We start from the raw sequence: 21,073 nt of genomic DNA, 5'->3' as shown, positions 1-21,073 counted from the left end.
CGAAAGTCTTAAGTTCCAAGTCAAAAAATGAGCTTAACTTTTTCACTTAAGACTTAGTACTATTAACTTAACGCTGCCTATGAAATTATTACGTTATTCTTTTCTTCTGATAGTTATTACAGCAAATGCAGGTAAACGGGCAAACTAACCTTGACTGGGCAAAAAAAGTTGGGGCCAGGCATGCGTCGCAAAAAACAGCAGTGTGGTATGTTAATGATAATGGTGCGGCTAATGATGGCAACACCGTAAATACAGCCGACATACAAAAAACTATTGACCAATGCTCGGCTAAAGGAGGTGGTACAGTTTCATTTAAACCCGGTAAATATTTAACAGGCTCCATTTTTTTAAAGAATAATGTTTGCCTCAATATTGATGAGGGAGTAACGTTGTTGGGTAGCCAGGACTTGAAAGATTACCCCGAAATTGATACCCGCGTGGCCGGTATCGAAATGAAGTGGCCGGCTGCTTTGATCAACATAGCCGGGCAAGCCAATGTGGCAATTACCGGGAAAGGACTGGTAAACGCACAGGGTAAACCATTTTGGGATATTTACCGCAAAATGCGGGCTGAATATGCCCCCAAAGGTTTACGCTGGATAGTTGATTATGACGCCAAACGTCCGCGTACGTTGCTGGTTTCCAATTCGGCAGATGTTACCATTAAAAATATTACGTTGCAACAGGCAGGGTTCTGGACGGTGCAGTTGCTTTATTCGGATCATGTTACTGTTGATGGCATCACCATCCGCAATAACGTTGATGGGCATGGGCCATCGACAGATGGGATAGACATAGATTCGTCCAGCTGGATCCTGGTGCAAAACTGCGATATTGACTGTAACGACGATGATTTTTGCCTTAAAGCCGGCAGGGATTGGGATGGGCTGAGGGTAAATAAACCAACCGAATATGTGGTGATCCGCAAATGTGTATCAAGGGCGGGGGCAGGGTTGCTTACCTGCGGCAGTGAAACATCGGGGGGGATCAGGCATGTGCTTGCCACCGATCTGATAGGTAACGGAACCAGTAATGGGTTAAATATTAAGTCGGCCATTACCCGGGGTGGTACGGTTGAGGACATCCACTTTACCAATATAACCATGAATGGCGTAGGCACGGCTTTTCAAATTACAATGAATTGGAACCCAACCTATAGTTATTCTAAACTGCCCGATGGTTACAATGAAGCAACGCTGCCCGACCATTGGAAAAAGATCCTGCATAAAGTGGAACCTGCCGAAAAAGGGATCCCGCATTTCAAAGATGTTTTTATTTCAAATATTAAAGTAACAGGTGCTAAAAAGGCCATTAACGCTATAGGTCTTAAAGAGTCTACGATGCAAAATTTCCATTTTGATGGGGTTAATATAGCGTCGGGCACAGCTGGCGATGTGCAGTTTGCAGAAGGATGGGAGTGGAAAAACTCACAGATAGTTACTCAGGACAATACTAAACTTAATTTAACTGATGTCAGTGCAGGTCGATAATAAATACAAGACTTTAAAAATGCTCCTGCTTTATATAAGTGCAGCTTTGGGAATGCTTTTTTGTGCCTGGTCAGTTCCCCGGATACAAAAGAGTAGCAATGTTATTTCACTGGCAGGCCAATGGCAATTTCAGATGGATCCGGCTGATAAGGGGATTGAAGAGAAATGGTTTTTAAGATCACTAAAGGATACTATTCACTTGCCGGGCTCCATGACCCAAAACCTAAAAGGTGATGATATCACCCTTAAAACAAAATGGACAGGAAGTATTTATGACAGTTCATGGTTCTACAACCCACGTTTGGCAAAATACCGGATGCATGGTAACCTCAAAATACCTTTCTGGCTTACACCTCCAAAACATTACACAGGGGCGGCATGGTATAAAAAGGAAGTAATTATTCCTGCGGATTGGAAAAATAAACACCTTGTGCTTTTCCTCGAACGGGCTCATACCGAAACCAGGTTATGGGTTGATGATACCGAAATTGGGATGCAAAACAGCCTGGTAGCCCCGCATCAATTTGATCTGGGAAACAAACTATCGCCCGGAAAACATCAAATTACACTTTGTATTGATAACCGAGTTAAAGCGATCAACGTAGGACCCGATTCACATAGTATTACTGATCATACACAGGGCAACTGGAATGGCGTGATCGGCAAAATGGAATTGAGAGCCAGAAGCCAGACCTGGCTGGATGACATCCAGATTTATCCAGACCTGAAACAAAAAACAGCCCATATCAAAGTACGGATTAAAACCGAACGCGGAGCTGTTAACGGTAAAATCACACTTTCGGCCAAAGCATTTAATAGCCCGGTTTCGCAACTTATACCCACTGTAAGCAAGCTGGTTAATATCAAAGATAGCATCGCAGAGTTAACGATTGACTTGCCGATGGGCGTAAAAATGCAGACATGGGATGAATTTAATCCGGTTTTATACCGGCTTACAGCAATGCTGCATATTGCGGATGGATCAACAGATACCAGAGAGGTTAATTTTGGCATGCACGAGTTTAAAGCCGATGGTAAAACATTTACCATAAATGGCAAACCCGTTTTTCTGCGTGGTACGGTGAATAACTGTGAGTTCCCGCTTACCGGTTATCCGCCTACTACCGAAGCAGAATGGGACCGGATCTTTAAGATTTGCAGGGAACACGGGCTTAACCACATGCGGTTTCACTCCTGGTGCCCGCCTGAGGCTGCTTTCGATGCAGCTGATAAAGCCGGCTTCTACTTGCATGTGGAAGGGCCGTCATGGGCAAACCATGGCAGTGGCTTAGGTTTGGGCCGACCAATTGATCAATATATTTATGACGAAACAAACCGTATGGCTAAGTGGTATGGTAATCACCCTTCATTTTGCATGATGGCTTATGGTAATGAGCCCAGCGGCAAACAGGTAGAATACCTTACCAAATTTGTTGATTATTGGAAAGCTAAAGATCCGCGCAGGCTTTACACAGGGGCGGCGGTAGGCGGCAGCTGGCCGGTGATCCCCAACAACGAATATATGGCCCGTGCAGGTGCGCGCGGTCTGGCCTGGAACCAGCGGCCCGAAAGTTATTCGGATTATAGCAAACAGATAGCCCAGTTTAATGTGCCCTTTGTAGCTCACGAAATGGGCCAGTATTGCGCCTTCCCCGATTTTAAAGAAATCAAAAAGTATACGGGAATCTATAAAGCCAAAAACTTTGAACTTTTTCAGGAAGACCTTAAAGATCATGGCATGGCCGATGAGGCCGAGAAGTTCCTGATGGCTTCGGGAAAATTACAGGCTTTATGCTACAAACATGAAATTGAAAAAGCCATGCGGACGCCCGGATATTCGGGGTTTCAGTTGCTTTCGTTAAATGACTATCCGGGTCAGGGTACTGCCCTGGTTGGTATACTCAATGCCTTTTGGGATAGTAAGGGATACATCACAGCAAAGCAGTTTGCCCGGTTTTGCAATTCCACCGTACCACTTATCTGTACGGAAAAGTTTGTTTATCAAAACAGTGAAACGCTAAAGGCGCAGGTTGAGCTGTTTAACTATAGCAAGCCTATGGCAACTACGCTTAACTGGAAATTAACCGATGCTCAGCATAAAGTGATCAGCGAGGGTGTGCTGGATAAAAAAAGCTATGTAATGGGGAACTGTCAGCAGGCAGGAGTGATCAATGTCGCTTTATCAAAAATAAAATCGCCGGTAAAACTGAACCTTGAAGTAGCCGTGCCTAACACTCAATATGTAAACGACTGGGATTTTTGGGTGTATCCCGCAAACTTGCCTGCTGTGAAAACCGATGTGTATTATACTACTTCGCTGGATGATAAGGCCAAAGAGGTACTCAATAATGGCGGCAAAGTATTTCTGAATGCCTCGGGTAAGGTAATAAAGGGCAAGGAAATTATACAATCATTTACTCCTGTTTTCTGGAATACCTCCTGGTTTAAAATGCGCCCTCCGCATACGCTTGGTTTTGTGTGCGATCCTAAGCATCCTGCGTTTAATGATTTCCCGACATCATCCTATAGTGAAATACAATGGTGGGATATCCTCTCGAATGCGCAGGTCATGCACCTGGAAGATTTTCCGGCAACATTCCGCCCGGTTATTCAGCCTATTGATACCTGGTTCATGAACCGCCGTTTAGCCTTATTATTTGAAGCAAAGGTAAGTAAGGGGAGTCTGATGGTGAGCAGTGCCGATCTTTCGCCAACAACCGGCGAAGACAGGCCGGCGGCAAAGCAATTATATTACAGCATTTTAAAATATATGTCGTCACCGCAGTTTAAACCTGCTGACAGCATTTCGATGGAAACTGTTGATGATCTTTTCAAAACGGCTTCAAAAGAGGTGTTCATATCCTATACCAATGGCGCACCCGATGAACTGAAGCCTAAAAACATAAAAAAATAGTATGAAAGTATTGAAACCGGTTTTAGCTTTATTAATAATAGCCTTTGTGGGCCTGGCTTTTATCAATCAGCAAAAGCCAACCATTTATTTAATTGGCGATTCCACTACGCATAACAACGATAAGGAAACATGGGGCTGGGGGAGCATTATCCCATACTATTTCGATCTGTCGAAGATCAATATTGAAAACCATGCCATGGCCGGTCGCAGTACACGCACTTTTATCAAAGAAGGCCGGTGGAACAAGGTTGATTCGCTTTTAAAGCCGGGCGATTATGTGATGATGGTATTCGGCCATAATGAAGGCAGTAAACCCGATACTACCAAAGCCGGGTATCGTGGGGTATTAAAAGGCACCGGTAATGAAACTGTAGAGCTTACCTGGCCTAACGGTACTAAAGAAACTGTACATACCTATGGTTGGTATCTTCACAAATTTATCAGGGATACCAAAGCTAAAGGTGCAACGCCTATTGTACTATCCATGATTCCACGGAATGAGTTTCGTGATGGCAAGGTTATCCGTGCCGATAACGATTATGGTAAATGGGCACAGGAAGTGGCACAGCAGGAAGGTGTCATCTTCATTGATATGAACCGTATCACAGCCGATAAATATGATCAATGGGGAGCCGATTCAGTTAAGAAATTCTTCCCCGGAGATCATACCCACACTAACAAAATGGGAGCTACCGTGAATGCAGAATCAGTAGTTGATGGCATCCGGGCCAATCCCGTAAACCCTCTGAATAAATACCTTAAAAACTAAAATTTCGGGCTGCTATGAAAAATATGATCCGTACAAATGCCGGCTTAGGCTTACTGCTTGTCCTGGTTATGCTGTTATCTTCTTTTATGTTGATGAAACCTGCCGATAAGCCAACCTTTTACCTGATAGGCGATTCGACTGTAAAGAATGGTAAAGGCAAAGGCTATGGTGGTTTATGGGGATGGGGGAATTACATAGCCCCTTATTTTGATACAACAAAAATATCGGTCGAAAATGACGCACTTGGCGGCACCAGCAGCCGCACCTTCCAAACTATGGGCTTGTGGGATAAGGTACTGGTTAAAATCAAACCCGGCGATTTTGTGATTATGCAGTTTGGCCACAATGACGCCGGTGCGCTGGATGATACAGCCCGGGCCCGCGGAACTATCAAAGGTATTGGCGACGAACAACAGGAAATATATAACCCGATAAGGAAAGTAAAAGAGGTGGTACATACCTATGGCTGGTACATGCGCAAATTTATTGCGGATATTAAAGCGAAGGGGGCAACACCTATCATCTGTTCGCCAATACCTCGTAATGTGTGGAAAGATGGTAAATCTGCAGGCCGCAATAATGAAAACAGCTATGGGCAATGGGCACGTGAGTTGGGCGAACAAACCGGGACTTTTTTTATCGACCTAAACAAACTAATTGCCGATGATTATGACCATGAAGGCGAAGCGAAAGTTAAATCAACCTATTTCGGCACTGATGGCACGCATACGCTTGAGCCGGGTGCGCAGCTAAATGCCAGCATGGTTATTCAGGGCATTCGTTCATTCAATCAGTTGGCGCTCAATAAATATCTAAAGTAATAGGTTCCGTAAATAATTGTGTTTGGATGATGAAAAGAAGAGATTTTATTGAACAGTTAAGCATGGTTTCGGCAATGGCGTTATTGCCAAGTTTGGCCTTTGGTGATACGGATGATCATATTTCGGCATTTGCCAAAAAGCTAAGGCCTGTTGGCCGTGCGTTGGAAATGGATGGTTATTACGTTTGGTGCAATAGCCCTATTGAGGGGCCCGATGGCCGGATCCATGTGTTTTTTTCGAGGTGGGTTGCTTCAAAGAAAATGGGCGGATGGATCAATGGATCCGAGATATGCCATGCCGTGGCAGATACACCGGAAAGCGAGTTTAGATTTCTGGAAACAATCCTTGCCCCGCGGGGGCCGGGTTATTGGGATGCTACTACCTGTCATAACCCGTCGATAAAAGTAGTTGATGGTAAATATTGCCTGTTTTTTATGGGTAATTCCAACGGTAAAACCAATACAAAACGGATAGGGTTGGCCATGGCTGATTCTCTTGATGGCCCATGGACGCGGCCGGATGAACCACTGCTTTTGCCCGGACCCGAAGGGGCCTGGGACGATCATTGTACAACCAATCCCGCATTTGTTAAGCATCCCAACGGGCAGTATTGGCTGTTTTATAAATCATGGAACACCAAAGAATATGAAACGTCAACCGACCCATTGGTAAAGGGTAACCGCAAATATGGTTTGGCTATTGCCGATAAGCTGGAAGGCCCTTATATCAAGTATGATGGCAACCCGGTTATAGATTTTTCGGGCCGGGGCAATAATGCCCAGTTGGAGGATGCCTTTGTTTGGCTTGATAAGGGTCGCTTTAAAATGCTGGCCAGGGATATGGGCGTATTTAATCACCAGTATGGTTTATACATGGAATCAAAAACCGGCAAGAAATGGAGCGAGCCTGAGATTGGCTATTTTAATGCCGAATATTACCATATCAATCAACCGCCACCGCCAAAATACCTGAACAAATACGGCAGGTTTGAAAGGCCCCAGCTCTTATTCCAAAATGGGAAGCCCACTTACATGTTTACTACCTCGCAGGGCGGTAAATACATGACAGCATCGCCATTCATATTTAAAATAAATTCATAACACCGTGATATGAAAAAACTACTGCCTGTATATTTTGCATTATTTGCTGTTGTTTGGCCGGTTTTATTGAGGGCGCAAAATAAAATAGACCGTAAGGCTTTGGTGCAAAGGCACAATGTAATAAATAATGGCACCGACACGCTTTCTTCCTTGTCTGTCGGTAATGGTCGTTTTGCTTTTACGGTTGACGCTACAGGCTTACAAACCTTTCCTGAACATTATGATAAAGGCATTCCATTAGGCACACAATCTGAGTGGGGTTGGCACAGCTTTAAAGATACCGCAGGCTACAAGTTTGATGAAACATTAAAAACCTATATGCTCAATGGCCGCAACGTAAGCTACTCGGTACAATGGAACCAGCCTGGCCGTAACAGGAATGCTGCTAACTGGTTTAGGGAAAATGTACATCGCCTGCAATTGGGCAATCTTGGCTTTGTGTTATTGCATAAGGATGGGAGCGAGGCACAGATAACCGAGATCCAAAATATCCGGCAGGAACTTGATTTATGGACGGGCGCTATTAGCAGCTCTTTTACATTTGATGGTGAGCCCGTAAAGGTTCAAACCTACGCGCACCAGGATCAGGACCTGGTAGCGGTGAAAGTCCAATCGCCATTGTTAGCGCAGGGCAGGCTTAAAGTAAGGCTGCGTTTTCCTTTCCCCTCCAATCAGTTTGCCGATTATGGCGACAATTGGAAAAATCCGCAAAAACACTATTCGGCAATTGTTGGTTCCGGTGCCAGCCAGGCAGCCATCATTCATCGTTTAGATACTAACCAGTATTTTGTACGCCTCGCCTGGGATGGGGCAGCATCGCTTAAAAATATCGCTGTTCATCAGTTTGTATTATCACCGCAGGGCAAAACCAATGAATTAACATTTACCTGTTTGTTTAGCCCTAAGAAAACAACAACACTTTTACCCGGGTTTTCCCAAACGCAAACAAACAGCATTCAGCAATGGAAGGCCTTTTGGCAAAGCGGCGGTGCGGTTGATTTTAGTGGTAGTACCGATCCCCGGGCAAAAGAACTGGAACGCAGGGTAGTACTGTCTCAATATCTTACCAAAATACAATGTTCTGGTCATCAGCCCCCACAGGAAACAGGTTTAACGTATAATAGCTGGTATGGTAAGCCCCACCTGGAGATGCATTGGTGGCACGGGATTCATTTTGCACTATGGGGCAGGGAGCAACTGCTCGAAAATAGTCTGGGTTGGTACCATCATGTAAAAGCCAATGCCCGTGCTATTGCTCAAAGACAAGGATATGATGGCGTCCGCTGGCAAAAAATGACCGACCCAGATGGCAATGAAAGCCCATCATCGGTAGGGGCATTCCTGATTTGGCAGCAGCCTCATTTTATTTATTTTGCCGAACTGGATTATCGTGCCCATCCGAATAAGCAAACGCTGGATAAGTATAAAGATCTTGTATTGGCTGACGCTGATTTTATGGCCTCATTTCCAACTTATGATAAGGAGCATGACCGGTATAATTTAGGCAAAGGAATTATCCTGGCGCAGGAACGTTACAAGCCCGAAGAAACATATAATCCAACCTATGAGTTGCAATACTGGCGCTGGGCTTTAAATACCGCTCAGCTATGGCGCAAACGCCTGGGCCTGCAGCCGGATAAAAAGTATGCCCAAATCCTGGATAAATTGGCCCGGTTACCCCAAAAGGATGGCGTTTACCTCGCTGCTGAAAGCTCGCCCGATGCCTATACTAATCCTAAATTAAAAACAGACCACCCGGCAGTATTGGCTGCTTATGGTATGCTGCCCTATAATGATAAACTGGATACCGTGGTAATGAAGGAAACCTTTAACCTGGTTTGGGATGTATGGGATTGGAAGGATACCTGGGGCTGGGATTTCCCGATGACTGCCATGACAGCAGCCCGTTTAAATATGCCTGATAAAGCTGTCGATGCTTTGTTTATGCCCATAAAAACCAATACTTACTTAGCCAACGGCCACAATTACCAGGACGGGCGATTACGCATGTACCTGCCTGGCAACGGTGGTTTACTGGCCGCTGTAGCCATGATGTGTGCCGGCTGGGATGGCTCAACCACTGTAAATCCCGGTTTCCCAAAAGATGGGAAGTGGAAAGTAAGGTGGGAAAGGCTCAGGAAAATGCCTTAATGTGTAACGTGTCTTTTTAGAATGGATATATAAAATCTACGATATGAATAAATTATTGCTTACAATAAAAACGGTATTAAGCGCATGCGCTGTTATGGGTATGATAGGTAGTGCATTTGCCCAACAGCCTACAAAAACAGAGGTGTTGGCCGGTATGACCCTGGCCAATAATTATTTTATGCAGAAATGGCCGGATCCGGGAGCGTCTGTTACCGTAAAAAATGTCACCCGTACCAGCAATTTGTGGACGAGGGCTGTTTATTACGAAGGGCTGATGGCGATGTATAAAATCGATCCTCAAAAAAGGTACTATGATTATGCAGTTGATTGGGGCGAAAAACATCAGTGGAGCCCTCGTGGCGCTGTTGATACCCGTAATGCCGACAATCAATGCTGCGGGCAAACCTATATCGATCTTTACCTGATTGATAAAAAGCCCGAACGGATTGAAAAAATAAAGCAAAGCATCGACCTGATGGTGAACAGCGAAAAAAAGGATGACTGGAACTGGATAGATGCGTTGCAAATGGCCATGCCGGTATATGCCAGGCTCGGTGCAGTATATAACGACAATAAGTATTATGAAAAGATGTTCGACATCTACAATTACTCGAAAACCATTCACGGCGGTAAAGGATTGTACAATACAGCCGATCATCTTTGGTGGCGTGATAAAGACTTTGTACCCCCATATAAAGAACCTAACGGAGCGGATTGCTACTGGTCGCGCGGGAACGGTTGGGTAGTGGCTGCCATGCTGCGCGTGTTGGAAGTTATGCCAAAAAATGCACCTCATCGCAAGGAGTATTTATCGGTATATAAAGAAATGATTGAGGCTTTGGTTCCATTACAGCGTGTTGATGGCTACTGGAATGTGAGCCTGAAAGATTCGACCAATTTTGGCGGGAAGGAATTGTCTGGCACAGCCTTGTTTACTTATGGTATGGCCTGGGGAATTAACCATGGCATCCTGAAAAAGAAAACCTATTTGCCAATAGTTTTCAAAGCATGGAATGCTATGGCAAAAGAGTGCCTGCATCCGGATGGTATGCTTGGTTTTGTGCAGGGAACAGGCAAAGAACCCAAAGATGGCCAGCCTGTTGGCTATAACAATGTGCCCGATTTTGAAGATTATGGTTTGGGATGTTTCCTGCTGGCAGGCAGCGAAGTTTATAAATTGAGCAAGTAATGAAAACGGTATTCTTGTTTTTAGCCTTTGTTTTAATCACGGTGGCTGCCTCCGCGCAAATGGGTATTGGCAGCAATAAATCCGGATATAAAAAGGATGGCAATACCTTGTTGTTCAGTAATGCCAACGGCGATGTTAAAATTGAGTTCTGCTCCGAATCCATGTTTCGGGTAAGGGCCAGCTGGAGCCGCAAATTTGCGCCGGATGAGCATTTAATGCAGGAAAACTATACATGGCCCGCTGTTGATTATAAAATAACTGATGCTAAATCGGCATACATAATCCAAACATCAGCTTTGATTATTACGGTACCTAAATCGCCGTTTATAATTAATGTGGCAGATAATAAGGGTGTGATGTTATCGTCAGAATATGTGCCTGATAGTAAGCAGAACGGCGGTTTGCATCACATGGGCGATACCGTGATGTGTACCAAAGACTTGTTACCCGATGAGCATTTCTTTGGCTTTGGTGAGCGTATGGATTTTACCGACCAGCGTAACAAACTGGTAAAGCTGAACGTGGGCCGGGGAAAAAGCAAAAATAATTTGCTTGGTGCCTATAACGTCAACGAGGCCAATTATTGCCCTGTGCCATTTTTTATGAGCACCAGGGGATATGGCATATACCTGCACAATTCATCGGCAACCGAATGGGATATGGGCAGTAAAACTGATAATGAATACAGCTTTAAGGCCAATGATGGCGAACTGGATTATTACTTTATTTACGGTCCAACATTCCCGGTTATCTTAAATAGTTATTTAAGCATTACAGGTAAGTCGTCTTTGTTGCCAAGGTTTGCTTTTGGCTTACACATGGGCACTTATAGCGGCGGCACCTGGGGGCATGAGGAACTTACTTCGGATAGGTATGTGATAGAACTGGCCCGTAAAATGCGCGAGATGGGTATCCCTGTTGATATTCTTTTTCTTGATTCTACCTGGCGCTTGTTTGGTAAAAATGGTGGCAAGGGAGCTACAACATTTGAATGGCGCGAAACATTTAAAGATCCCAAAGCCATGTTTGATAGCCTGTATGCCATGAATTTTAAAATGGTGGGGCTGCATATCCGCCCAAGGTTTGATAATGCCAAAAATCTGAACCTGCTTGATGAGGCACAGGCCAAAGGTTTTACCTATCCCGAAAATGGCAAACCGGGCGAGTTTGTGAACTTTTTTGATCAGCAGGCTGCAAACTGGTGGTGGGATAACGGGGTGATGAAAGTTGCCTCAATTGGTGCTAAATTCCTGAAAACGGATGAAGGCAGTGCCTTTGGTTCATTAGCCAATGAAAGTGAAAAAGTGGGCCCTACAGGTAGAGAAGTGGCACAACTTCATAATGTATTCCCTATTGCATATGCTAAAGCACCATATTTGAAATTTCAGCAATACAATGGCATTCGTGGTTTAAACCAAACGCGCGAAGGTTATTCCGGCGTCCAGCGTTACCCGTTCATTTTTGCAGGCGACTGGCCAAGCGAATGGCAATACTTTGCGCCGGTTATAAAAGCCGGATTAAATATTGGCATGTCGGGCGTTGGATATTGGGCACATTGCATGGGCGGTTTTGAACATGCGGCCGATCCTGAGTTGTACATGCGTTGGGTACAGTTTGGCATGTTCAGCCCGGTGGCTATGGTTTTTGGCATGGATCACCCGGGTTATAAAGAGCCCTGGAACTATGGAGCCGAAGCTTTAGCTAACTTTAAAAAGTACGACGAACTCCGTTACAGGCTGATCCCCTACATTTATAGCAACGCGTACACACAATATCAAACCGGTATGCCACTCATGCGCGCTTTGGTGCTGGAATACCAGGACGACGCCAATACCTACAATATAGCCGACCAATACCTGTTTGGTGACAATATGATGGTTTGCCCGGTAACTGTAAAGGGAGCACAAACACGTACTATATACTTGCCTCGCGGAACCTGGTTTGATTACTGGACCGGTACAAAATATACCGGGAAACAATACATAAATATATTAACCCCGGTCGATCATTTACCCATTTTTGTAAAGGCAGGCAGCATTATCCCCATGCAACAGCCAATGAAATACATGGATGAAAAGCCGGTAGATGTAATTACACTTGATGTATTTCCTGACAAGGGATCGTCGGAGTTTAAACTGTACGAAGATGACGGTGTAAGTTTAAAATATCAGCATGGCGATAAGGCGATCACTCATGTTACATTGGTAAATGGTGACGGTGGCTGGGAATTGCAGATTAAGAAACCGTCCGGTAGTTTTATCCCCGCGCAGCATACCTATCTGGCCAAAATACATTGGGCCGGTGATAAGGAACCTTCTTCAATAACAGAAAATAAAGAAACATTGAAAATGGCCAATGGTGTTGAGGCATTAGATAAAGCAGCGGGCTGGTATTACGATAAAGCAACTCATTTGCTTTGGATAAAAACTTCCCATAGCAACAGGGAGGATATTGTTCTTAATTTCAAATAGATAACGACTTATAGCTTCCCCTATGAAAAAGTTCCTCAAAATTATTTCTCTTTTTGCTATAGTAAGCAACCCGGTATTCGCCCAGGATAAGCATGCGGCTAAGCGTCCAAACATCATTATTATCCTGGCTGATGATATGGGTTACTCGGATATCGGCTGTTTCGGCTCTGAAACCCAAACGCCCAATCTTGATGCGATGGCCAAAGGCGGTTTGCGCATGACACAATTTTACAATGCGTCGCGCTGTTGTCCAACCCGGGCATCGTTACTCACCGGCCTTTATCAGCATCAGGCAGGAGTGGGCGATATGGTAAACCATCGCGATTTGCCGGCTTATCAGGGCTATCTTAACCAGAACTGCGTAACAATAGCCGAGGCACTTCAGCAAAGCGGATATAATACATTGATGGCTGGTAAATGGCATGTGGGGACAGACCCTTCGCACTGGCCAGTTAAACGCGGATTTGATCATTACTTTGGTTTAATTGATGGGGCAAGTAGTTATTTTAATCCAATAATGCCTTATCGTCCTAATCAAAAACTTACCATCGCTTTAGACGATAAAGAATACACACCGGGGCCAAACTGGTATTCAACCAATGCCTATGCCGATTATGCCCTTAAGTTTATTGAGGGGAATAACGGCACAGGCAAGCCATTCTTTTTGTACATGGCTTTTACCAGTCCGCACTGGCCAATTCAGGCACTGCCCCAAGATATTGCTAAATACAAAGGCAAATACCTGAAAGGTTGGGATAAGCTCAGGCAGGAGCGGCTCGAACGTCAAAAGCAATTAGGGATCATCGCTAAGGATGAAAAACTTTCGCCAAAGGATAAGAGCGTACCGGAATGGGATAGCCTTACCCCGGAAGAAAAAGAGCAGTTTGATACCAAAATGGCAGTATATGCCGCTATGGTCGACCGGATGGATCAGAACATAGGCCGCATCAGGAAAAAACTTAAAGAGCTGGGTGAGGATAAAAATACGGTGATCATGTTCTTGTCAGATAATGGCGCCAGTAATGAAACTATCTCGGGGCCGGGTTTTACCCCCGAGGTACTGGCTGCAAACAGTAAGCCTGCAAGTGACCCAACATCTTTTACATCATACGGGTCATTGGGGGCTAATGTAAGCGACACACCTTTCCGCTTATTTAAACACTGGGAATATGAAGGGGGGACAGCTACCCCTTTTATAGCTTATTTTCCCGATGTGATTAAGCCGGGTTCTATAGTCAATAAGCCTGCCCACATTATAGATTTGATGGCTACCTGCTTTGATCTGGCTGGTGCAACTTATCCTAAAGTTTATCATGGCAATAACATTACACCTACAGAGGGTATAAGTCTTGTCCCCGTATTCAAGGGGCAAAACTGGAAAGGACACAACGGGCTGTTTTTTGAACATGAAGGTAACCGTGCTGTAAGGCAGGGAGACTGGAAACTGGTATCACAACGTCCCGAAAATAAATGGGAGCTTTACAATATCAGCACCGACCGCTCCGAATTAAACGACCTGAGTGCCCAATATCCTCAAAAAGTAGCCGAGCTTGAAGCCATGTACAAGACATGGGCCATTAGGGCAGGTGTGGTGGAATTTGATAAATTAGCAAAAGCAAAAGGCGAATAATTAAATGGTATTAATCATTTGCTTATGCGGCAACAGAGCGATAGCGGCTATAAAATTAGCTGTAAACTTTGTGCATTAAGCGTCCAGCTTTATCAATAGCAATATTTCAGATCAGGTCCACATGAGCCGCGCAACGGATAACGCCAGGATTATTGATATTGGGTGGAATCGGTAGGGTTGGGCAGATGGAAGACTTACAAATTATCGGGTGATTCGGCCCGGGGAAGCGAAAAATAAAAAGTTGATCCCTTATCCAATTCACTTTCAGCCCAGATTTCACCGCCATGCCGTTTAATAATTTCGGCACTGAGATAAAGGCCGATCCCGAAACCGGAAATATGGCGTGTATGATTGGTTTCAACGCGGTAATACCGGTCGAAAATATAGCCGAGATCATCGGGCTTTATGCCCATGCCTTCATCTTTTACACTCACTATTACCATACTGCCATTGAGTTTACAACTGATATCGATCTGGCGGCCTTTGGGCGAGTATTTTACGGCATTACTGATGAGGTTGGAAATAACGGAAATGATCTTATCCCGATCGGCATTAACCGTGAGGTTGCTACATTCTTTAAGGCTGAAAATATGGCTCGTTACGGTTAGCCGGGTTTCCTCCAGTATTTCCTGCAGTAATTGCCCCAGATCGAACGGCTGCTTCTCAATTAATAATTTACCGGCTTCGAGACGCGAAATATTAAGGAAACTGTTTATCATAGTAGCCATCCGCCTGGTTTGCTGGTTTGCCTTCTCCATCGCATCTGAAAGGAATTGATCTTCACTCTGCGCTAATTTCTTTTGCGCAACCTGTATAATGGCAGCTAATGAGGTCAGCGGCGTTTTCAGTTCATGGCTCACCATACCGATAAAGTCATTTTTGCGTTGTTCCTCCTGCTTTTTATCTGTGATATCGCGTGCGATCTTGGATAGGCCGATTATTTTCCCTTGCTTATCCATAATGGGAGAGATGGTTAGCGAAACATCCAGTAACCGCCCATCTTTGGTTAGTCTCCTGGTTTCAAAGTGATCAACCCGTTCGCCTGTAATTAAACTGGAAAGAATGTGCGGTTCCTCGTTTTGCCGGTCTTCGGGAATGATCTTGTAAATTGTTTGCCCTATCATTTCCTCCGCTGTGTAGCCAAACATTCGTTCGGCCGCGGCATTCCAACTGGTGACCACACTTCCCAGCGTTTTGCTTACAATGGCGTCATCCGAAGTTTCGACGATCGCGGCAAGCTTTGCGCTTTTTTCTTCGGCCTGCTTGATCTCGGTAATATCCAGGGTTATGATAAGCCCGGATTCTACAATGTTGTCGTCATTTTTAAGCGGCACAAAATGGATAAGATAAAATTCTCCCGTTTCTGCCTTTCGCTCTATAGAAAACTTTTCGCCGGACAAAACCCTCTCATATAAATACCTGGAAGCTTCGTAGCGTTCGGGCGAAATCTCTGACGGATGCTTGCCTTCATAATCGCGCCGGTCATAACCCATCCTTTCCATAATGTCGCCTTCAATGGCCATATACCGGTGGTTCCGGTCAACGACGAGGATCAGCGAACCTGGAATGTTCAGTGCAATGGAGCGGAAAAGTTTTTCACTCCGCCGGAGATTTTCCTGGGCTTCCAGCAACTCCTCGTTGGTTGTGGCCAATTCTTCGTTGGCAGCTGCCAGCTCTTCGTTGGCCGCAGCATACTCTTCATTGGTAGCGGCCAGTTCTTCGTTGATGGCTGCCAGTTCCTCGTCAAGCGCCTCTTTGGTGTTTTCTAATATCCATATGGCTATGCGGGTAACCTCGCCCTTGTTATTCTTTACGGGCTTATAAACAAAGGTAACGGGTACAATCTCTTTCTTCCCATTAAGCATTTGTATCATCGTTCCTTTATCATCCTGGTGCTGCCTGCCTTCTACTGCTATTTTCAGTGCCGACTCATCACCGGGTTTTGCAAGGGTAAAGATTTCCCGGTAAGATTTCCCTGCCAGGTCTTCAGCCTGTTTATTGATCAGCTTTAACAAATGAATATTAGCTGTTTCAATGGTCATACTTTCCGCATGAAGTATACAAATGCCCACAGGTGCGTGGAGCATGATCGAATATAAATCTTCCTCGCCGGCTATCTGCATATAAGTAATAAGTAATTTCTTATGGATAAATATAAGTTAAATACAAATTAAGGAGATTAAAAATATTTAATTTACAGGTTATAAAAATTGACAGGCAATTGGTATTGAACGTGGGGTAGCTTTACCGACAGCGCTTATTTTTTAGGCAGCTGGCCGCTCGGCGGCACGTTGCCTTTCGATGTGGTATCTCCGGTTAAGGAATCCTGTAGGTGTTGTTTCCTTGCACTGTTTATGGTGCTTGTGTCGGAGATGGATGGCCCGCCGCCCCTGTTTACACTGCTGCTATCGGTAGAGCCACCTATTTTTCTATTTCGATCGGCAGGATTACAGCCGGTGCTGACGTAGAGCAACAGAGCGACCGCAATAATTAGATTTGTTGTTTTCATGGTGATGCTATTATAACGTTTAAAAAAAGGTGATTGTCTTTTACTGCTAAACAAGCCTGTCTGCCCGGAGGAAGATAACTGATGCTGCTCTTGGGTTTACTTTTATCAGATGTCACCTTATCCGTTTACTACTTCGCCGCCGTTAACATGGATTACCTGGCCTGTAATAAAGGAAGAGTCGTCTGATGCCAGGAAAACATAGGCGGGTCCAAGCTCAGAAGGCTGTCCGGCACGTTTCATAGCCGTTTCACTGCCAAACTTTTTGATCTTTTCTTCGTCGAAGGTGGATATAATAAGCGGTGTCCAGACGGGTCCGGGCGCTACGGCGTTAACGCGGATCCCTTTTTCTGTCAGGTTGGTAGCCAGTGATCGCGTAAACGTGGTGATAGCGCCTTTGGTTGATGAGTAATCAATAAGCGAAGGCGAAGAGCGATAGGCCGTTACCGAGGTGGTATTGATAATGCAATCGCCTGCATGCATATGATCTAATGCAGCTTCTGCAAAATAAAAATAGGCAAATATATTGGTGCGGAAGGTAACATCCAGTTGCCCGGGGTCAATCGCCCTAACGTCTTTTTGCGGAAACTGCATACCTGCATTATTCACCAGGATATTCAGCTTGCCAAATTCTTTTATAGTTTGTTGTACCGCGTGTTTGCAAAAGGCGGGGTCTTTTACGTCTCCTTTAATGAGCAGGCATTGCTGACCTGTTAATTCAACCAGGTCCTTTGTTATTTTGGCATCTTCATCCTCATCCAGGTAAACAATGGCCACATTGGCACCTTCCTGCGCAAAATGTACACTTACCGCGCGGCCAATCCCACTGTCGCCTCCGGTAATCAGGGCTATTTTTCCCTGCAACTTGCCGGCAGCTTTATAGTTGTCTTTAATGTATTCCGGAGCCGGATGCATCTTTGCTTCAATGCCTGGCTGCCTGTCCTGTTTTTGCGGTGTTTCTTCTTTGGTTATCATAAATTCTTAAAAAAAAAATTTGTTGTTGAGTTGATTAAATAAAACGGAATGCCGACTCTTATTAGAAGTTGTTTAATTAAATAATGATTTTTTTTCTTAAATGTTTATAATATTGAAAAAATTAGAAAATGTTTTGTAAGCACGGGAGTGCAGATCTAATAAACTTTCTTTAAAATCGATCGATATAAAGCTCTCGAAAAGGGGGGGAAGTCAGCGGTATTAAAAACGCCTGGGCAACTGTTTAGTAAAAGCCGTCATCAGCAGGATGACGGCCGGTAGCATTGTTTTTTTTAGTATTTCAGACTCTGTTATTATTATCAGGATAAGTACTCCATTGCGCCACGCCTTCGGGTTCAGAGTCCTTTACTTCTGTGCTTTTTTCCTGGCTCATTTGCTTATTCAGCTTTTCGGCCTGTTTAAGTTCCCTCGCCTTATCGTCTTCCAGTTGGGTGAGGCCCTGTGTTTCCCTGACGTGCTTGACCGGGTCAGCTATGTAAATGAATTCTTTTTTCAAATCGGGCATTTCGCCTTCATTCCACGGGCCGTGAACGTCGGCACCATTAGACATATTGAAATACTGCTGTGTAAAGCGTGGATCGGCTGCCAGTACCCCTGGTGGAAAGTTTGGCTGGATATCGTTTAAAGCCGCTTCGAACATCTTGTAATGCGCCACTTCACGGGTCATCAGGAAGGACAGTGTTTCGTGGATGTAAGGATCATTGGTAAACTTCATCAGGTGTTCATAAACCAGTTTGGCGCGTGACTCTGAGGCAAGATTACTGCGAAGATCGACGGTCAGGTCGCCATTTGAATGGATATAACTGGCACACCATGGTATACCCTGGCTGTTGCGGGGCGTAACACCGCCGCCCGTAATAACGCCAAACTGTGGATTGGCGAATACTGCCTGGTGAATAATATCTTCTTTGGCAGCTTTACCATTCAAAACCTGCATGATCTCGGAACTGTCGGCAGCATTCTTAAGCTCGCCATTAACGCCTTTGAGCAACATTTGAATAGTGGCGCCCACAATTTCAAGGTGACTGAATTCCTCGGTGGCGATATCCATCAACATATCATATTTGTCGGGGTATGGCACCTTGGCACCAAAGGCCTGCGTGAAGTATTGCATGGCTGCGGCCAATTCGCCATTCTCTCCGCCAAACTGCTCCAGTAATAAATTGGCAAACTGTGGGTCGGGGCGCGACACGCGCGCGTTAAATTGTAGTTCTTTTACATGGTGAAACATAACATTTGATTTTAGAGTAGATAGTGTTATGATACAACCATGGGCAATGTTTTATGTTTTATAATTTAAAAAATTTATTTAATATGAAAATATAAGTGATCTATTTTACAAATCGTTAATATGATTACTGTTTCAATAAACTGCAAAATTTAAGCATCGACTGCGGAGTAATACTCCAGTTAGGGGCTTTAATATCACCCCAGGCTTTGGGGTTGTCATACAAATTAAAGTAGCAAACGCCAAAAATATGAGGGTTTGCATTTATTGTTTCAGCGGCATCGGCAAGCCATTTGTCCTGGAAGCTTTCTGATCCCTTCACACCAAATTCGGTTATGAACAAAGGCTTATCAAGAAACCTCATCCGAAAATATTTTCGGTTAAATATGGTGCTAAAGGCTTCCTGCTTATCCTGATCGGTAATGTTTTTATCCGGCAAACCGTAAATGGCTATACTGATATAATCTACTACATCGCTTCCGGGCCAAAAATCTGCCGAGCCCCGGTCGCCGGCAGGTCCCCAAACCTTTCTGACATTTTTGCCCGGCCCTCCGTCAAACTGCATAAAATATCTGAAGGCGTTGATGTAGTTAACAGGATCCTGGCTTTGCCACTTGTACCGGTGGATCGGGATTTCCATTTCATGCATCCATCTGAGATAAACGATGTTTTGTGTGGCAGAAATTATATTAAATAATTTTTTAATCTGTTTGTTATAACGGCCGTTTAAAATACTTTCCATAACAGCAGTATCCAGTATTCCGCTGGTGTCACGCCATGGCTCCATAGTTACAATAACTTCATGGTGACGGTTAATGACCTCCGAAAATTTTTTCTCAAAATCGCCTCTTTCAACTTCGCCCCAATCTGTAAAAAGATGTTCTACACTAATTCTCGGTTGATTGAGCAGTTTTTTATTTGGATCAAATACCCCAATCTTGAGCGAGGTCCTTACCGGCTTTTTAGCTGCACTATCCGCGTAGTTGTCGGCACTGTATACGGTATTCCGGTATTTTATAAAGTAGTCTTTTTGTTGGTTTAGCCAACTGTATTTAAAAGGTGTTTTTCCGGCATTATCAATGATCAATACAGGTTTGTCTATAAACCTTAAGCGATGAAGCTTATGTTTTAACATATCAGAAACCGTACTGTCTTTTGGATAAAAGTGAGTGGTATCTTCTGATTTGCTTCCAAGTGTTATACTTACATAATCAACAATCCTATTTCCGGGCCAGTATTCGGTATCGCCGGGATAACCTGAGGGCCCCCAGATGATTTGTGCCTTTGGGGCAATCATTTTAATTTTTTTTGAAAAATAATTAAATGAAGTAATATAGTTTTTAGGCGATTTATATTGCCACGGAAATACGCTGGCCGGTACTTCCATGTCAGGATTCCAGCGGATAAAAACCTGATGGTGACTTTTTGCCGCCAAAACGGCCAGTTCATTGATCTGCTTATCAAAACCACCATTAAGCACTTCAGTTAAAACGTTGTTTTGATAATCTACGCCTTTAAGCCAGGTTTCCACGGTAATTAATACATCATTGTTAGCCAAAGCTGTTTCAACATTGCCCCGGCTTGACCTTATAGCTGTATTTTTAAACACTGCCGTGTAACAAATAATGGGTTTGGCCGGTAAGGTATCACTTAAATTCCTGCGGTTAAATATGCCAACCACCTGTTCGTTGCTGCGGTAGTAGTCATTTGTAAAATAATCACTGCGGAAAAGTTTAATGCCCCAAAAGGATATAACGAAGATTATACCTAAACTGATCGCTAAATAAATCTTTACGGACTTTTTTTTCATT

The 21,073-nt window shown here is 44.3% G+C and carries 14 protein-coding genes; 9 read left to right on the top strand and 5 right to left on the bottom strand.

Annotated features, from left to right (window positions below):
• Positions 1-125: 125 nt before the first annotated feature.
• Genes ABID99_RS13305 through ABID99_RS13265 form a run of 9 tightly spaced genes read left to right on the top strand, consistent with a single transcriptional unit; the run spans position 126 to position 14,535 of the window.
• Complete coding sequence (locus ABID99_RS13305) at positions 126-1,490, top strand: glycoside hydrolase family 28 protein (protein ID WP_373613989.1); 1,365 nt, start codon at positions 126-128, stop codon at positions 1,488-1,490.
• Complete coding sequence (locus ABID99_RS13300) at positions 1,471-4,404, top strand: sugar-binding domain-containing protein (protein WP_373613987.1); 2,934 nt, start codon at positions 1,471-1,473, stop codon at positions 4,402-4,404. Before ABID99_RS13305 ends, ABID99_RS13300 begins: the two co-directional genes overlap by 20 nt.
• Before the next feature lies 1 nt (position 4,405).
• Positions 4,406-5,173, top strand: a complete 768-nt coding sequence (locus ABID99_RS13295; protein ID WP_373613985.1) for a rhamnogalacturonan acetylesterase — start codon at positions 4,406-4,408, stop codon at positions 5,171-5,173.
• A 14-nt stretch (positions 5,174-5,187) separates the two neighbouring features.
• Positions 5,188-5,994, top strand: a complete 807-nt coding sequence (locus ABID99_RS13290) for a rhamnogalacturonan acetylesterase (protein WP_373613984.1) — start codon at positions 5,188-5,190, stop codon at positions 5,992-5,994.
• A 26-nt stretch (positions 5,995-6,020) separates the two neighbouring features.
• Positions 6,021-7,094, top strand: coding sequence for a glycoside hydrolase family protein (locus ABID99_RS13285; RefSeq protein WP_373613983.1), 1,074 nt, complete (start codon positions 6,021-6,023; stop codon positions 7,092-7,094).
• 9 nt (positions 7,095-7,103) lie between these two features.
• Positions 7,104-9,245: a hypothetical protein gene (locus ABID99_RS13280; protein ID WP_373613982.1), complete on the top strand. Its 2,142-nt coding sequence runs from the start codon at positions 7,104-7,106 to the stop codon at positions 9,243-9,245.
• Positions 9,246-9,288: 43 nt separating this feature from the next.
• A complete protein-coding gene (locus tag ABID99_RS13275; protein WP_373613981.1) occupies positions 9,289-10,434 on the top strand; it encodes a glycoside hydrolase family 88 protein in 1,146 nt (381 codons plus the stop codon).
• Positions 10,434-12,905, top strand: coding sequence for a glycoside hydrolase family 31 protein (locus ABID99_RS13270; RefSeq protein WP_373613980.1), 2,472 nt, complete (start codon positions 10,434-10,436; stop codon positions 12,903-12,905). Before ABID99_RS13275 ends, ABID99_RS13270 begins: the two co-directional genes overlap by 1 nt.
• 22 nt (positions 12,906-12,927) lie before the next feature.
• Positions 12,928-14,535 carry an arylsulfatase gene (locus tag ABID99_RS13265; RefSeq protein ID WP_373613979.1) on the top strand — a complete coding sequence of 536 codons (1,608 nt, stop codon included), beginning with the start codon at positions 12,928-12,930 and terminating at the stop codon, positions 14,533-14,535.
• Between the two features lie 194 nt (positions 14,536-14,729).
• Here the strand turns inward: ABID99_RS13265 and ABID99_RS13260 are convergent, their stop codons facing one another.
• The 5 genes from ABID99_RS13260 to ABID99_RS13240 all read right to left on the bottom strand — a co-directional run bounded on the left by ABID99_RS13260 (position 14,730) and on the right by ABID99_RS13240 (position 21,072).
• Positions 14,730-16,658, bottom strand: coding sequence for a PAS domain S-box protein (locus ABID99_RS13260; protein ID WP_373613978.1), 1,929 nt, complete (start codon positions 16,656-16,658; stop codon positions 14,730-14,732).
• A gap of 134 nt (positions 16,659-16,792) precedes the next feature.
• A complete protein-coding gene (locus ABID99_RS13255; protein ID WP_188831807.1) occupies positions 16,793-17,044 on the bottom strand; it encodes a hypothetical protein in 252 nt (83 codons plus the stop codon).
• A 117-nt stretch (positions 17,045-17,161) separates the two neighbouring features.
• Positions 17,162-18,016, bottom strand: coding sequence for an SDR family oxidoreductase (locus ABID99_RS13250; RefSeq protein ID WP_373613977.1), 855 nt, complete (start codon positions 18,014-18,016; stop codon positions 17,162-17,164).
• A gap of 298 nt (positions 18,017-18,314) precedes the next feature.
• Positions 18,315-19,265 (bottom strand): manganese catalase family protein, encoded by a 951-nt coding sequence (locus ABID99_RS13245; protein ID WP_373613976.1) that lies wholly within the window; start codon positions 19,263-19,265, stop codon positions 18,315-18,317.
• Between the two features lie 124 nt (positions 19,266-19,389).
• A complete protein-coding gene (locus tag ABID99_RS13240; protein WP_373613975.1) occupies positions 19,390-21,072 on the bottom strand; it encodes a glycoside hydrolase family 26 protein in 1,683 nt (560 codons plus the stop codon).
• Between the last annotated feature and the right edge of the window lies 1 nt (position 21,073).

The organism is Mucilaginibacter sp. OAE612 (assembly GCF_041806395.1).
Classification (GTDB): Bacteria; Bacteroidota; Bacteroidia; order Sphingobacteriales; family Sphingobacteriaceae; genus Mucilaginibacter; species Mucilaginibacter rubeus.
This window is presented reverse-complemented; position numbering and strand designations above follow the sequence as displayed.

Bases quoted from the DNA above. Each gene is read 5' to 3' on its own strand.
- ABID99_RS13305 (WP_373613989.1), top strand. From the start codon at position 126: ATGCAGGTAAACGGGCAAACTAACCTTGACTGGGCAAAAAAAGTTGGG.
- ABID99_RS13245 (WP_373613976.1), bottom strand. From the start codon at position 19,265: ATGTTTCACCATGTAAAAGAACTACAATTTAACGCGCGCGTGTCGCGC.
- ABID99_RS13265 (WP_373613979.1), top strand. From the start codon at position 12,928: ATGAAAAAGTTCCTCAAAATTATTTCTCTTTTTGCTATAGTAAGCAAC.
- ABID99_RS13275 (WP_373613981.1), top strand. From the start codon at position 9,289: ATGAATAAATTATTGCTTACAATAAAAACGGTATTAAGCGCATGCGCT.
- ABID99_RS13240 (WP_373613975.1), bottom strand. From the start codon at position 21,072: ATGAAAAAAAAGTCCGTAAAGATTTATTTAGCGATCAGTTTAGGTATA.
- ABID99_RS13250 (WP_373613977.1), bottom strand. From the start codon at position 18,016: ATGATAACCAAAGAAGAAACACCGCAAAAACAGGACAGGCAGCCAGGC.
- ABID99_RS13260 (WP_373613978.1), bottom strand. From the start codon at position 16,658: ATGCAGATAGCCGGCGAGGAAGATTTATATTCGATCATGCTCCACGCA.
- ABID99_RS13300 (WP_373613987.1), top strand. From the start codon at position 1,471: ATGTCAGTGCAGGTCGATAATAAATACAAGACTTTAAAAATGCTCCTG.
- ABID99_RS13255 (WP_188831807.1), bottom strand. From the start codon at position 17,044: ATGAAAACAACAAATCTAATTATTGCGGTCGCTCTGTTGCTCTACGTC.
- ABID99_RS13270 (WP_373613980.1), top strand. From the start codon at position 10,434: ATGAAAACGGTATTCTTGTTTTTAGCCTTTGTTTTAATCACGGTGGCT.
- ABID99_RS13285 (WP_373613983.1), top strand. From the start codon at position 6,021: ATGATGAAAAGAAGAGATTTTATTGAACAGTTAAGCATGGTTTCGGCA.
- ABID99_RS13295 (WP_373613985.1), top strand. From the start codon at position 4,406: ATGAAAGTATTGAAACCGGTTTTAGCTTTATTAATAATAGCCTTTGTG.
- ABID99_RS13280 (WP_373613982.1), top strand. From the start codon at position 7,104: ATGAAAAAACTACTGCCTGTATATTTTGCATTATTTGCTGTTGTTTGG.
- ABID99_RS13290 (WP_373613984.1), top strand. From the start codon at position 5,188: ATGAAAAATATGATCCGTACAAATGCCGGCTTAGGCTTACTGCTTGTC.